Annotated in this window: 13 protein-coding genes; 5 read left to right on the top strand and 8 right to left on the bottom strand. The window is 66.3% G+C overall.

Annotation, left to right across the window (positions count from 1 at the left end):
• Positions 1-39: 39 nt before the first annotated feature.
• The 7 genes from fliL to fliF form a co-directional block, all read right to left on the bottom strand.
• Positions 40-540 (bottom strand): flagellar basal body-associated protein FliL, encoded by a 501-nt coding sequence (gene fliL / locus ACFSNN_RS26790; protein WP_134459078.1) that lies wholly within the window; start codon positions 538-540, stop codon positions 40-42.
• 477 nt (positions 541-1,017) lie between these two features.
• Positions 1,018-2,511 carry a flagellar hook-length control protein FliK gene (locus ACFSNN_RS26795; RefSeq protein WP_134457573.1) on the bottom strand — a complete coding sequence of 498 codons (1,494 nt, stop codon included), beginning with the start codon at positions 2,509-2,511 and terminating at the stop codon, positions 1,018-1,020.
• Between the two features lie 70 nt (positions 2,512-2,581).
• Positions 2,582-3,031 carry a flagellar export protein FliJ gene (gene fliJ, locus ACFSNN_RS26800; RefSeq protein WP_106284820.1) on the bottom strand — a complete coding sequence of 150 codons (450 nt, stop codon included), beginning with the start codon at positions 3,029-3,031 and terminating at the stop codon, positions 2,582-2,584.
• 2 nt (positions 3,032-3,033) lie between these two features.
• The gene (gene fliI, locus ACFSNN_RS26805; RefSeq protein WP_012434688.1) at positions 3,034-4,683 is read right to left on the bottom strand and encodes a flagellar protein export ATPase FliI; all 1,650 of its coding nucleotides are present in this window, start codon (positions 4,681-4,683) and stop codon (positions 3,034-3,036) included.
• Positions 4,677-5,360 (bottom strand): flagellar assembly protein FliH, encoded by a 684-nt coding sequence (gene fliH, locus ACFSNN_RS26810; RefSeq protein ID WP_012434687.1) that lies wholly within the window; start codon positions 5,358-5,360, stop codon positions 4,677-4,679. Before fliH ends, fliI begins: the two co-directional genes overlap by 7 nt.
• On the bottom strand, positions 5,347-6,342 hold the full coding sequence (fliG, locus tag ACFSNN_RS26815; RefSeq protein ID WP_134457574.1) for a flagellar motor switch protein FliG: 996 nt from the start codon (positions 6,340-6,342) through the stop codon (positions 5,347-5,349). The genes fliH and fliG overlap by 14 nt, the downstream gene beginning before the upstream one ends.
• Positions 6,332-8,131: a flagellar basal-body MS-ring/collar protein FliF gene (fliF, locus tag ACFSNN_RS26820; RefSeq protein WP_134457575.1), complete on the bottom strand. Its 1,800-nt coding sequence runs from the start codon at positions 8,129-8,131 to the stop codon at positions 6,332-6,334. Before fliF ends, fliG begins: the two co-directional genes overlap by 11 nt.
• A gap of 235 nt (positions 8,132-8,366) precedes the next feature.
• Here fliF and fliE point away from each other — a divergent pair, with 235 nt between their 5' ends.
• The 5 genes from fliE to ACFSNN_RS26845 all read left to right on the top strand — a co-directional run bounded on the left by fliE (position 8,367) and on the right by ACFSNN_RS26845 (position 11,570).
• Positions 8,367-8,702: a flagellar hook-basal body complex protein FliE gene (fliE, locus tag ACFSNN_RS26825; protein ID WP_012434685.1), complete on the top strand. Its 336-nt coding sequence runs from the start codon at positions 8,367-8,369 to the stop codon at positions 8,700-8,702.
• A gap of 217 nt (positions 8,703-8,919) precedes the next feature.
• Complete coding sequence (gene fliS / locus ACFSNN_RS26830; protein WP_012434684.1) at positions 8,920-9,354, top strand: flagellar export chaperone FliS; 435 nt, start codon at positions 8,920-8,922, stop codon at positions 9,352-9,354.
• Positions 9,351-9,677 carry a flagellar protein FliT gene (locus ACFSNN_RS26835; RefSeq protein WP_012434683.1) on the top strand — a complete coding sequence of 109 codons (327 nt, stop codon included), beginning with the start codon at positions 9,351-9,353 and terminating at the stop codon, positions 9,675-9,677. The genes fliS and ACFSNN_RS26835 overlap by 4 nt, the downstream gene beginning before the upstream one ends.
• A 91-nt stretch (positions 9,678-9,768) precedes the next feature.
• Positions 9,769-11,211, top strand: a complete 1,443-nt coding sequence (gene fliK, locus ACFSNN_RS26840) for a flagellar hook-length control protein FliK (protein WP_134457576.1) — start codon at positions 9,769-9,771, stop codon at positions 11,209-11,211.
• Positions 11,211-11,570: an EscU/YscU/HrcU family type III secretion system export apparatus switch protein gene (locus ACFSNN_RS26845; protein ID WP_012434681.1), complete on the top strand. Its 360-nt coding sequence runs from the start codon at positions 11,211-11,213 to the stop codon at positions 11,568-11,570. The genes fliK and ACFSNN_RS26845 overlap by 1 nt, the downstream gene beginning before the upstream one ends.
• A gap of 3 nt (positions 11,571-11,573) precedes the next feature.
• Here the strand turns inward: ACFSNN_RS26845 and ACFSNN_RS26850 are convergent, their stop codons facing one another.
• Entirely contained in the window at positions 11,574-12,992 is a 1,419-nt protein-coding gene (locus ACFSNN_RS26850; RefSeq protein WP_134457577.1) for a coniferyl aldehyde dehydrogenase, read from the bottom strand.
• Positions 12,993-12,996 lie beyond the last annotated feature (4 nt).

Genomic DNA, 12,996 nt, shown 5'->3' on the forward strand with positions numbered 1-12,996 from the left:
GGTTGATGATGGCAGCGCTGATTAACGTCACGTCCGGCGTCACTGCACGACGAATTCGGTGAACAGCACGTCCTGGACGTGGATCGGCGCGGCGCCCTTGTCGGTCGGCTGCTCGATCAGCGTGCGCAGTTCCGTGGCGAGGGCGCGCTTGCCTTCGAGCGGCGCGAGTTCGTCAGGGTGCTTGTTCGACAATGCCAGCAGGATGCGGCTGCGCACTTCGGGCATGTGGTCGGTCAGTTCTTGCTGCGTCTTGGCGTCGGTGAGTTTTAGCGTCAGGCCGATGCGCAGGAAATGCTGCTGGCCGTCATCCGATTGCAGGTTCACCGTCATGGATTCGAGCGGGAAGAACAGCGGTGCTGGAGCCGGCGGCGGCGCTGCTTCAGCCGAAGTCGCGGCCGGGGCCCGCTTCGACATGAAGAACCAGACGCCCGCGCCTGCTGCGCCAGCGGCAATGATCGCAATCAGCACGATCAGGATGATGCGCTTCATCGGGCCGGGAGACGCCGGCGCGGCTTGTTGAGGTGCGGTCGTGGTTGCCATTTGGTTCGCTTTGCTTGCCTTTAGTGCTGGTGATGGTGATTGTTGTTGATTTGGTCGCTGCGCGATGGGCCGAAAAGAAGGGGGATTGTTGGTTATCTCTTGTTTTTGCTTCTTCTTTGGCCTTTCCTTGATTTGCTCGTGGTCTATTAGCGTTGCCCCTGTGCGGGGCGGCACCTACTTTCTTTGCCGCGGCAAAGAAAGTAGGCAAAGAAAGCCGCTTCACACCGCTAGCCCATAAGCGGGTCCCTCGCGCAGTCGCGCTCGTGGTCCATCTGGAATCCGTGCTCTCGCACACTCCGCGTCAGTGACAAAGCAGTCATTCTTCCGGCGGCGCTTCGCGCGCCGTCGCGGTTGATCTCCCCGTCGCTGGACGCAAATCGGCGCCCTTTTGAGGGCGCCGATGTCTAATCGTCCGCAATCGAGGTGCGGCTTGTGTTCGTCCTGGCGCGGCGGACGCCGCTGCCCGGGCGTCGAAATTCACGCGAATGTGTCGACCAGGCCTACCGTGCGGCGTACGGGGACGTTGACCGTCGAGGCCACCGCGTCGCCGCTGCCGCCGCCAAACGATCCGCTCCCGCCGCTCGAGCGGCCGCCGGAACGGCCGGAGTCGGCACTCTGCTGCTGGCCGCTCTGGCGCGCAAAGCCGTCGCTGACGCTCGCGCTTCCCAAACCAATGCCGTTGGATTCCATCGCCTCGCGTAACTTTGGCAGCGCGGCTTCGACGGCTTCGCGCACAGACTGGTGCTGCGACACGAACAACGCATGTGCATGGTTATCGGCAACCTGCAAGACAACCTGTAGCGGACCCAGATCCTTCGGATTCAAAGTCAACTCTGCGCTCTGCGAATGTGCGTTCGACAGAAACACCACCTTCTGGCTCAACGCGTCCTCCCAGTCAGTCGTGCCGACCTGCGGCGATAACGTATTCGCCGCTTCCGCCGCGCCAGCGTTGCCCGTGGTCTGGACGGCCGCCGTCGTGCTCGCCGCGCTCGCGGCCGCCTGCGAGGCGGCTAACGCCGCTGTTGCGGCATCCGCCGCGCTCTTGAAAGAGGCCAGGTCGTCGGCTTGCGTGCCGCCGGTCGCCGTTGCCGTCAATGCGTCCGCCGCAGCTTTTGCGGCCGCTGATGGATCGGCCACGGTCGTCGCCGCCGTCGTCATCGCGGCTTTCGATGCAGTCGACCCCTTGCCGTCGCCAAACAGGCCGGCCGCCAACGTCTTGCCGTCGGCTGTGCCGTTCAGTCCACCGTTCGTACCGTTCAAGCCGTTTGCCGAGGTCGCGGCGTTCGCGGCGGCGCCACTCGCCAACGCTTGCGCGGGAACGCCTTGACCATTCGCCAACGCGGCCAGCGCCGCCTGCAACGCGTCTTGCAATGACTTCGGATCGGTGGCGGCGGTTTTCTTGCCCGGCGTGCCGCCCGTCGTGGCGTCCGTGGTCGTGCCGGGCAGCGCGGTCGCGGCGTCGGTCAGAGCCGTGGCCGGGTCAGTGGCTGTCGGCGTGCTGGCGTTGTTCGTGTCGGCTTGAGCTTGAGCCTGCGCTTGAGCGGCAGCGGCCGCCGCCGCCGTGCCGGCGTCGGTCTGGCTCGCGGTGTTGCCGGTTTTTGCCGGCGCGGCGTTCGTCTTGTCGGTCGAAGCCTGTTGCGTCTCGCCCGACGATGCCGTGGACGAAGCCGAGTTCGTCGGCTTGCTCGTGTCCTTGCTGCTTGCGTCGTCCGCGCTCTTCGGCGCGGGGTCGGCCGGCGGCGGCGCGTCGTGCACGCTCGACGCAGACGGCGACGCTCCAGAAGACGCCGCGGCCGCAGCCGCAGCCTGCTGCTGGCTCGCGCTCAACGCAGCCGCGCTGTTCTGCTGGTCAATGCTCTGCTGCAAGGATTGCGAGAACGGTTTGGCATTCGCCGCAGCGGCCATGGCCGCGCTGGTGGACGTGCTGCTGGCGGAGCCGAGCAGCGAGCCGATCTGTGAAAGAAGCGACATAGGGAATCCTGTCAATCGGTCAAACGAGGTGTTCAGTCAATCGAGATGGCGCTCATGCGCCAGATGCGCGTCACGCGCCTTCGGCGCGCATCCGCAGAATCCGGGCGGCGTGTTCGTCGGCGTCGCGCTGGTCGCGCCGCGCCGTGGTTTTGGCTTCGGCGGCTTCGCCGCGCGCCTGCAGCACTTCGTACGAGCCCAGCTTCTGCTTCTGACGCTGCCAGTCGGGCTTGGCGGCCTCGACGCGCGCATTGGCCGTCACCAGCAAATTGCGCTGCTGCTCGATGGCGGCGTCGAGCGTGTCGATGAATGCCTGGAAATTGCGCATGTTTCCCGCGGGCATGCCGGTCTGGGCAGTCGCGGTGAAGCGCGCGTGATATTCGTCGCGGTACTGGACAAGGGCGTCGAGCTGCGACTGCACGTCGTTGCGCTCGCGCTGCGCGCGGCCCAGACGTTGCGCGGCGGCGTCCACATCGTCCTGAGCCAGGCCGATAAGGGTCTTGATCGGAAAGTGTTTCGCCATCGTCAGCCTCCTTGGGCAAACAGCGCGTCCAGCATCTCGAGACTCGGTTCAAAGTTTGCGCACTCGCGAAAACCTTGCTGCAAAAAGGCTTCCATCCGCGGATACAGCGCAATCGCGCGGTCGAGCAGCGCGTCGCGCCCGCTCGAATACGCGCCGACGTTGATCAGATCGCGGTTGCGCTGATAGCGCGACAGCATCTGCTTGAACATACGCGTCTTGTCCAGATGGTTATCGTCGATCAGCGCGGTCATTGCCCGGCTAATCGACGCTTCGATGTCGATGGCCGGATAGTGACCGGCTTCAGCCAGCGAGCGCGACAGCACGATGTGGCCGTCCAGAATCGCCCGCGCCGAGTCGGCGATCGGATCCTGCTGGTCGTCGCCCTCGGTCAGCACCGTATAGAACGCGGTGATCGAACCGCCGCCCGCCGGACCGTTGCCGGTGCGTTCGACGAGCGCCGGCAGCTTGGCGAACACCGAAGGCGGGTAGCCCTTGGTGGCAGGCGGCTCGCCCACGGCCAGCGCGATCTCGCGCTGCGCCATCGCATAGCGGGTCAGCGAGTCCATCAGCAGCAGCACGTGCTTGCCCTGGTCGCGAAAATACTCGGCAAGCGAGGTCGAATACGACGCGGCCTGCATGCGCAGCAGCGGCGAGACGTCGGCGGGCGCGGCGATCACGACTGAGCGCGCCAACCCTTCCTCGCCGAGAATCTGCTCGATGAATTCCTTCACTTCGCGGCCGCGTTCGCCGATCAGGCCGATCACGATCACTTCGGCGCTGGTGTAGCGCGCCATCGTGCCGAGCAGCACGGATTTACCGACGCCCGAGCCGGCGAACAGCCCCATGCGCTGGCCACGGCCGACGGTCAACAATGCGTTGATCGCGCGCACGCCGACGTCGAGCACCTTGTGAATCGGTTCGCGGTTCAGCGGATTGATGACCGGCGCGGACAGCGGGGCGTCGGCATGCGCGCCGAGTGGGCCGAGTCCGTCGAGCGGACGGCCGGACGCATCCAGCACGCGGCCGAGCAACTCCCAACCGACCGGCAGACGTTTGGCGCCCGCCATCGGATCGGCGATCGGCGCGCTTTCGAGCGGAAAAACGCGCGCGCCCGGGAGGAGGCCGATCACTTCGGTGGTCGGCATCAGAAACAGCTTGTCGCCGGAGAAGCCGACCACTTCGGCTTCGGCCATCGGCAGCGAACTGCCTTGCGGCAGTTCGATCATCACTTCGGCGCCCACGGACAGACGCAGGCCCACGGCTTCGAGCACCAGACCGGCCGCGCGCGTGAGACGTCCGCAGGCGCGCATCGGCTTGGCGATCGCATTGCGCGCGCGCAATGCGTCGAGGCGGCCGCGCCACGCTTGCATGTGCGGGTTGCTGTCGAGCGCAGGATCGTAAGGCGGGTGAGCGACTGCGGCGGAAGCAGGGCTCGCTGCGGCGGCATCGCGGCTCGCGGCGGCGCCCGTCGCCGGATGGGCATGGGCCGGATCGCGCAAGGCGGCTTCGATTGCCGCGACGGCGGCCGCCGCGGGTGTCACCGCAGCTGGTTCTTCCGCAAGCGCTTCGGCGCCGAACGACGCCAGCGCCAGTTCGCGTTCGAGCGGCGTCAGGTCGCTTGCGCGGATCTCTTCGAGCGTCGGCTTCACCATGTGCTCACCTTGCCGAGCGCGGCGGCCACGCGCTCCCAGCGCGTATCGATGCCGGCGTCCACTTCACCGGTGTTGGCTTGCGCGCGGCAGCCGCCGCGCTCCACCGCCGGATCGGTACGCACGGTCCAGCCGCGCGTTTGCAGTTCTTCCATCAAATAAGCTTCGACAACCGGCAGATCGGCGGGACTCACGATCAAAGCCGGTGCGCCGACCAGCGTGGGCTCGGCGGCCAGCACTTCACGTGCGGCGGCGATCAGCGCGGTCGGGTCGTGCTGCACGTGCTGGCGCACCACCTGTTGCGCGATGTCGAGCGCGAGCGCAACCAGCGTTTCGGAGATCGCGCCCTGAGCGCCGTCGAGCGCGGCCTTGAAGGTCTCGGCCAGCGCCGCGAGCCGCGCGGCTTCTTCGCGCGCTTCGCTCTGGCCTTGCTCGAAACCCTGCGCGTGGCCCTGGTCGTAACCGGCCTGATAACCGAGCGCCTGACCGGCCACATGGCCGGACGCGATGCCCTGTGCATGCGCGGCGTCGCGCAGACGTTCGAGTTCGGCTTCGAACGCGCCGTCGTCGACTTCGGGTTCGGGCGGCGCCGGCGGCACCGGATCGAACGACGCCATCTCCCAGCGCTGGTAGGCCGAGAGGCGTTCCTTCGCTGCGGAGTTCTGATCAGACATATGCATCTTCGGCCTTGCCGCCTAGAACGATCTGGCCGCCTTCGGCCAGGTTGCGCACGATCTGCAGGATGCGGCGCTGCTGCGTCTCGACTTCGGAGACGCGCACCGGACCGCGCGCGTCGAGGTCTTCGGCGAGCAGTTCGGCCGCACGCTGCGACATGTTCGACAGGAACTTCTGGCGCAGCGCGGGCGGCGCGCCCTTCAGCGAGATGATCAACGCCTCGGACTCGACTTCCTTCAGCAACAGCTGGATCGCGCGGTCTTCCAGATCGAGCAGGTTCTCGAACACAAACATCTGATCAATGATCTTCTGCGCAAGTTCCGCATCGTATTGGCGAACGTTCTCAATGACGCCTTCTTCATGATTGCTCGACATGAAGTTGAGAATTTCCGCCGCCGTGCGGATGCCGCCCATCGGGCTGCGCTTGAGGTTGTCGCTGCCGGACAGCAAGCCGGTCAGCACGTCGTCGAGTTCGCGCAGCGCGGCCGGCTGGATGCCGTCGAGCGTCGCGATCCGCAGCAGCACGTCGTTGCGCAGCCGTTCCGTGAAGCAGGCGACGATTTCCGAGGCCTGATCGCGGTCCAGGTGAACGAGAATGGTCGCGATGATCTGCGGATGCTCGTTCTTGATGAGTTCGGCGACCGCCGCGGAATCCATCCACTTGAGGCCTTCGATACCGCTGGTATCGCTGCCCTGCAGAATCCGGTCGATGATCGCGCCGGCCTTGTCGTCGCCGAGCGCCTTGGTCAGCACCGAACGGATGTATTCGTTCGAATCCAGCGACATACCGGTGTGCTGCTCGGCCTCGCGCACGAACTGCTGCAGGACTTCGTCGACCTGCTCGCGGGTCACGCTCTTTAATGCGGCCATCGCGACGCCGATCTTCTGGACTTCGCGCGGCCCGAGGAATTTGAACACCTGCGCGGCTTCTTCCTCGCCGATCGACATCAGCAGGAGCGCGCTCTTCATTACGCCTTCAGCGCTCATCGGACACCCAATTTTTCACGACGGTTGCAACGATCTTCGGATCCTGACGCGCGATGCTGCGCGCGAATTCCAGGTTCCGCTCATATTTGTGCTTGGCGCTTTCGAGCGCCAGCAGCTCGCTGTCGCTTTCCAGTTCGGCGACGCTGCTGCTACCGTTCGCGCCCAGGCGCTCGGCGGCGGGAATGCCGTCGAGCAGGATCGGCTCGTCCGGCGACGCCAGCGCCGCGACGGCGGCCGGCTCCGGCGGCGGGAAAGCGCGGCGCAGCGCCGGCTTCACCATCACGAAGTAGAGGAACAGGGCGACCGCGCCTATGCCGAGGTAAGTCGCGATCTGCTTGGCGAGCGCAATCATGTCCGGCGTGCGCCACCACGGCAGGTCGGCGTTCGGGTCGACTTCGGTGCTGAACGGGCTGTTGACCACGTTGACCGAGTCGCCGCGCGCCTGGTCGAAGCCCATCGCGTCCTTCACCAGTTGGTTGACCTGCGCGAGCTTGTCGGCGGTGACCGGCTGCATCGTGGCGTGACCCTTGGCGTCGACCACACGCAGATAGTTCACCACCACCGCCACCGAGAGACGCTTGATGCCGCCCATCGGCCGTTCCAGATGGCGAACCGTCTTGTCGAGTTCGTAGTTGGTCGTGGAGTCCTTGCGGTCGCTGACCGGCGTGGTCGTCACGCCGCTCGCGCCGTTGGGCGCGTTGATCGGCGCCGACGCGGGCTGCGGCGGCTGGTTCGACAGCGCGCCCGGCACGCCCGAGGCCGCGCCTTGCGACATTTCGGTGGCGCTGCTCGATTGCTGGCTGCGGATCGCCGCCTGTTGCGGGTTGCCGTTGGGGCCGTAGTTTTCCGAGGTCTGCTCGCTGTGCGAGAAGTCGATATCGGCGCTGACCTGCGAATGCGCGTTGCCCGAGCCGAACAGGGGCGCGAGGATCGCGTCGATGCGCTGCTGCGTGCTGCGTTCGATCTGCTGGCGGTACTTCAATTGCGAGGCGTCGAGTCCGCTGCCGGTGGACGGCTGCGTCAACAGGTTGCCGTCCTGATCGAGGATGGTCACGCCTTTCACCGGCATGTCCGGCACCGCCGACGACACCATATGCGTAATCGCCAGCACTTGGCCTTCGTCGAGCGCGCGGCCGGGGTAGAGGTTCACCAGCACGGAGGCCGACGGCGCTTCCTTGTCGCGCACGAACACGGAAGGCTTCGGAATCGCCAGATGCACGCGCGCCGACTTCACCGACGAAATCGACTCGACCGTGCGCTCCAGTTCGCCTTCCAGCGCGCGCTGATAGTTGATCTGCTCGGCGAACTGGCTGATGCCGAACTTCTGGTTGTCCATCAGTTCGAAGCCGACCGAGCCGCTCTTGGGCAAGCCTTGCGAGGCCAGACGCAGGCGCATTTCATGCACCTGCTCGGCCGGCACGAGGATCGCGCCGCCGGCGTCGGAGAACTTGTAGGGAATATTGGCTGCCTGAAGCGCCGTGATGATGGCGCCGCCGTCGCGGTCCGACAGGTTGCTGTAGAGCACCTTGTAGTCAGGCGCCCGCGACCACAGGAACAGCCCCGCCACCACGGCGACCAGCAGCGCCACCGCGAAAATCAGCGGCGCGCGCGGGTTGCCGCGCATTTGCGCGAGGCCGGACAGGCGCTGACCGAAGTTGCCACCGAGGTTGCTCCCCAGGCCGCCGAGGTCTGCTGCGCCGCCGGCCTGGCCGGCACCGGCGCCTGGCTGCGCGCCGGCTAGGCCCATGCGGGCGTCGGGGTTGATCAAAGAGTTGGCTGACGAATCCATGCGTCGGGTTTCTCCGGGATGCCTTTTGCGTTCTGCCCGCTACCGCACCGAGGGTCGGCGGGCGCACGGACAGAGACTTTCACCCTTGAAATTATCCGCAGCGCGGCTCAACCCGATTGCTTGAATAGAGCCGGGTTTCCCCCCTAGTTTCGGGGCTTTCCCGGATGGCCCGCTGCTATGCTTTCGTCCAGATCGGTACGGTTTGGCATGCCGGTCGTCCTTCCCTGGAGAAAACATGACTTTCCCCGTGAACGCGCTTTCGTCGGCGCTGCAACAGATGCAGTCGATGGCGGCGCAAGCGGCCGGCGGCAGCAATACGGTCGCTGACACGTCCGGCGCGGCGACGCCCACCGGCTTTGCGTCGGCACTGAAAGCCTCGCTGGACAAGATCAGCGGCGATCAGACCAAGGCGGTCGGCGAATCGCAGGCGTTCGAACTCGGCTCGTCGAACGTGTCGCTCAACGACGTGATGGTCGATATGCAAAAGGCCAACGTGGGCTTCCAGTTCGGCCTGCAGGTGCGCAACAAGCTGGTGTCCGCCTATAACGACATCATGCAGATGTCGGTGTGAACGCGGCTCGGGCGGCAGGGCTGTTCCGCCCGCCCGAACGCGTGCGCGCCGTGCGGCTCTCGAAGGCTGCACCATTTGGCCGCTTAATCCTCCTTGCGCTGGCCTAAAGCTTTCCCGCTGTCTTTCCGATAACAAGGTACAGGCAGAGATCGGGGCGCGGCAATGTGCCCGGATGAGGTGCCACGACCAACCGCAGTGCAAGAGAGGAGGAGCGCCGATGTTTTCCCCAGGACACTCTGGAGCCAATGCGTACGCACGCGTCGGCGTCGAGACAGGGGTGATGGGCGCGAGTCCGCATCGTCTGATCGTGATGTTGTATCAGGGCGCAAGGCAAGCGATCGCGCAGGCGCGCATGCATTTGCAGCAGGGCAATGTGCCGGCTCGCGGAGAGGCGGTCGGCAAGGCGATTCAGATCGTCGAAAGCGGGCTGCAGCAATCGCTCAACCTCGAGGCGGGCGGTGAGATTGCGGAGCGGTTGAACGCGCTGTATAGCTATATGTCGCGCCGGCTGCTCGAAGCCAACATAAAACAAAGCGAGGCGATGCTGGTCGAGGTGGACGGTCTTCTGGCCACACTCGAAGAGGCATGGATCGGGATTGCCCCGGAGATCGCGCGGATGGCAGCCCAGCCCGCCGCGGAAAGCATGAGATGACATCGAACGCAGAATACTTCGCCCGTTACGAGGCGATTGCAGCGATTTCCTGCCGCATGCTGATAGCTGCCCGGCGCGCACTGTGGAACGATCTGGTCCACCTGCAAGAGGAATACCGCCATCTGGTGGAGGCGCTGAAAGACGCCGAAACGGGCGTGAAGCTCGACGAGGCGGAGCGTCTGCGCAAGTACGCGCTGATCCGCCAGATCCTCGCCGACGATGCAGCGATCCGCGATCTGGCGAATCCGCGCATGGCCAATCTGTCCGCGCTGTTCGCCGGACGGCCGACGCGCGTGCTCAAGGAGCTGTACGGAGCGCGCTGAGTTGCGCCGCGCGCGCCGAGAGGCGCCTCTATCCATCCGGCTGACTGACTTTATTTGAGCGCGACGCCGCCAATGTGACCAAGGAATCGGCATGAACGGGATCGACACGACTGTCGCTTCGGTGCTCGCGAGCCGGATCGATAGTCTGCTCAATATCGCGCCAGGCAGTGCGGCTGCTTCGCAGGCCGGCACGGCGGGCGTCGAAACCGCGCCGACCATGCCGGCGCTCATTGAGACGCCCGCGCCGCAACCTTCCGCCCAGACCGCGCTGTCCGCCGTCGCGCTGACGCTCAATGCGATCGTGCGCTCGGGCGGCGAGGCGACGCCCGCCGTGATCGGCCAGACGCCGATCTGGCCGGCCGCGCCCGCGCTCGATATCGAAGTCGACGCGTTGCCGCTGTTCGACACGTCCGCCGCCGCAACGGCTTCCACCGCATCCACCGCCAATCCGAATGCCGCTACCACCGCTGCCACCGCGGCCACCGCCAATGTCGCGGCGGCCCAGGTGCCGGTCGCAGCGCTCGCCGCCGCGCTCGAACAGACCGTCGGCGATAGCGGCCTCTTTTATGAAGCGCATCTGGCGCAATGGCTGGCGGGTCAGCGCTCGCCCGCTTCGCTCGCCGGCGAGGCGCAAAACAAACTCGTTGCCGCTGCCGCGCAACTGCCGCTCGATTGGGCGAACGACGGCGGCGACGCGTCGCCCGCCAATCCGTCCGCCCGGCAGGGCATGGGTGCGGCGCCGAATGGTCCATCGAACGGCGGCGCGCAAGACGCCGGCGCCGCCGCTCGCGGGATGCCTTCGATCCCCAACGCGCAAGCCGCGCGTTTCGTGGCCGGCGAAGTGCTGGCCAGTTCCCTGTCCGACCTGAACGGCCAGCCCGCGCATGCGAGCCTGCACAACGCGGCCGCGCAAACCGTCGACGGCGGCACCTCGCAGAATTCGCAGCCGATGGCCGCCGCGGTTCATCCCGCGACCGTGCCGTTGGTGCGTCAGCAGCTCGATCTGCTCGCGACCGGGCAGTTTCGCTGGACCGGCGAAGCATGGCCGGGCGCCAAGCTCGACTGGACCATCGAACAGGAAGGCGACGAATGGGACCGCAGCGGCGGCGGCACGGCAAGCGAGGACGACCAGCCGTGGCGCACGCGCCTGACGCTATCGCTGCCGACGCTCGGCACCGTCGACGCGGAACTGACGCTGACCGGCACGCGCCTCGTCGCGCGCGTGCAGGCGAGTCCCGGCGGCGCCGCGCGTCTTGCGATGCAGGGTGAGAGCTTCCGCCAGCGGCTCGCGGCGGCGGGCATCCAGTTGAATGGCTTGACGATTCGCGAGATCGGCGGCGGCGCGCCCGCCACCGCCGCAAATGCAGCAGGCGCGGCGGCCGCACAGGCGGCGGCGTCGGCGTATGCGCGATCGGCTTCGGCGGCCGGTTCGGCGGAGGCGGGCGGTGCGGCCGGCTCGGCAGCGAACCGAACCGCGGGCGTGCGCCGTCGCGCCGCAGCCACGCCGCTCGACGATTTCGACTGGGACATGTGATGAGCCGCAAACATCGCCGCAGCGCGGCCGCGCTCGTCTACGACGCCCAAGGCAGTGACCCCGCGCCGCGCGTGATCGCCAAAGGCTACGGCATGCTGGCCGAGATGATCGTGCAGCGTGCCAAGGAAGCCGGCCTGTACGTGCACGAAGCGCCCGAAATGGTCTCGCTGTTGATGCAGGTGGATCTCGACGCGCGCATTCCGCCGCAGCTTTATCAGGCGGTGGCGGAAATGCTCGCGTGGCTGCATCGGCTGGAAAGCGGCGCTGAAAACGAGCCGCCGCCAGCCGCGAACGCCGACGCGCCGGATGTCATCGACGTGGTGGCCACCGAAATCGAAGGTGGACCGGCGACGCGCTGAGCGTCAGAACCGCATCATCAGTTTGAGCAGCGCGTCGACCCGTTTGCCGTACGGCGGCGAAATCCAGCCGCGCGCGTTCAGACGCGCCTGTGTCAACACCGGCTTCATCTTCGAGAACGTCACGAAGCCTTCGTAGCCGTGATACGCGCCCATTCCGCTCGCCCCGACTCCGCCGAACGGCAGGCTCTCGCACGCCAGATGCATCAGCGTTTCGTTGATCGCCATGCCGCCGGCAATGGTTTCGTGCGTCACGCGCTCAATGGTGGCGGTGTCGTCGGCGTAGAGATACAGCGCGAGCGGACGCGGCCGGGCGTTGATCCACGCGATCGCGTCGTCGAGCGTGTCGTAGGACACGATAGGCAGCAGCGGCCCGAAAATTTCCTCCTGCATCAGCGCGCATTCGTCCGGCGCGTTGGTGACGGCGATCAGCGGGAAGCGGCGGCTCGTTGCATCGGGCGAACTGTCGGTGAGCGCGTGCAATTGAGCGCCGGCGGCCTGGGCTTCGTCGGCGAGACGCTCCAGCCGCGCGAAGTGGCGCGCCGAAATGATCGACGTGTAATCCGGGTTGCCGGCGAAATTCGGATACATCTTCGCCATTCGCGCGCGCGCCCGTTCGACGAACGCCTGCTCCTTGCCACGCGGCACCAGCACGTAATCGGGCGCGACACAGGTTTGCCCCGCGTTGAGCGTCTTGCCGGCGATGAGGTTGTCCACCGCGTTGTCGAAACGCGCATGCGCGCCGATGATGGCCGGCGACTTGCCGCCCAGTTCGAGCGTGACCGGCGTCAGATGCTCGGCGGCGGCGCGCATCACTTCGTGACCGACCTTGGTCGAACCCGTGAACAGCAAGTGATCGAAGGGCTGCGCGCTGAAGGCGGCGGCGAGCGCGGCGTCGCCGTTCACCACCGCGACGTGATCGCGCGCGAAAGTCTGGCCGATCAACTGCTCGAATAGCGCCGACGTGCGCGGCGTCAGTTCGGACATTTTGATGATCGCGCGATTGCCGGCGGTCAACGCGCTGACCAGCGGCCCGACGGCGAGCAGCACCGGATAATTCCACGGCACGATGATGCCGACCACGCCGAGCGGTTGCGGCACGACTTTCGCGCGCGCCGGCAGCAGCCATTTGTTGGTGCTGCGGCGTTGTGATTTCATCCAGCGCTTGCCATGCCGTAGCGCGCCGTCAATTTCTTCCTTCACCAGCAGGAATTCCGCGAGCAGCACTTCCTGTTTCGCGCGATTGCCGAAGTCGGCGTTCATCGCATCGGCGAGTGCGTCGCGATTGTCGAGCATGACTTTGCGCAGCGCTTTCAGATGCGCAGCACGTGTGTCCCACGACGGATACGGCGCGCGCAAATAGGCGTGGCGCTGCTCGCGCAGCAGCGCTTCGAGCGCGGCGACTTCCGGCAGATCGTTCTTCATGTGT

This window comes from Paraburkholderia dipogonis (assembly GCF_042680985.1).
Lineage (GTDB): Bacteria > Pseudomonadota > Gammaproteobacteria > Burkholderiales > Burkholderiaceae > Paraburkholderia > Paraburkholderia phytofirmans.

What these genes read in the sequence shown, in the direction of transcription:
- fliL (WP_134459078.1), bottom strand. Translation starts at nt 540, where the DNA reads ATGGCAACCACGACCGCACCTCAACAAGCCGCGCCGGCGTCTCCCGGC.
- fliF (WP_134457575.1), bottom strand. Translation starts at nt 8,131, where the DNA reads ATGGATTCGTCAGCCAACTCTTTGATCAACCCCGACGCCCGCATGGGC.
- ACFSNN_RS26835 (WP_012434683.1), top strand. Translation starts at nt 9,351, where the DNA reads ATGACATCGAACGCAGAATACTTCGCCCGTTACGAGGCGATTGCAGCG.
- fliH (WP_012434687.1), bottom strand. Translation starts at nt 5,360, where the DNA reads ATGCATATGTCTGATCAGAACTCCGCAGCGAAGGAACGCCTCTCGGCC.
- ACFSNN_RS26850 (WP_134457577.1), bottom strand. Translation starts at nt 12,992, where the DNA reads ATGAAGAACGATCTGCCGGAAGTCGCCGCGCTCGAAGCGCTGCTGCGC.
- fliJ (WP_106284820.1), bottom strand. Translation starts at nt 3,031, where the DNA reads ATGGCGAAACACTTTCCGATCAAGACCCTTATCGGCCTGGCTCAGGAC.
- fliE (WP_012434685.1), top strand. Translation starts at nt 8,367, where the DNA reads ATGACTTTCCCCGTGAACGCGCTTTCGTCGGCGCTGCAACAGATGCAG.
- fliK (WP_134457576.1), top strand. Translation starts at nt 9,769, where the DNA reads ATGAACGGGATCGACACGACTGTCGCTTCGGTGCTCGCGAGCCGGATC.
- ACFSNN_RS26845 (WP_012434681.1), top strand. Translation starts at nt 11,211, where the DNA reads ATGAGCCGCAAACATCGCCGCAGCGCGGCCGCGCTCGTCTACGACGCC.
- fliS (WP_012434684.1), top strand. Translation starts at nt 8,920, where the DNA reads ATGTTTTCCCCAGGACACTCTGGAGCCAATGCGTACGCACGCGTCGGC.
- ACFSNN_RS26795 (WP_134457573.1), bottom strand. Translation starts at nt 2,511, where the DNA reads ATGTCGCTTCTTTCACAGATCGGCTCGCTGCTCGGCTCCGCCAGCAGC.
- fliI (WP_012434688.1), bottom strand. Translation starts at nt 4,683, where the DNA reads ATGGTGAAGCCGACGCTCGAAGAGATCCGCGCAAGCGACCTGACGCCG.
- fliG (WP_134457574.1), bottom strand. Translation starts at nt 6,342, where the DNA reads ATGAGCGCTGAAGGCGTAATGAAGAGCGCGCTCCTGCTGATGTCGATC.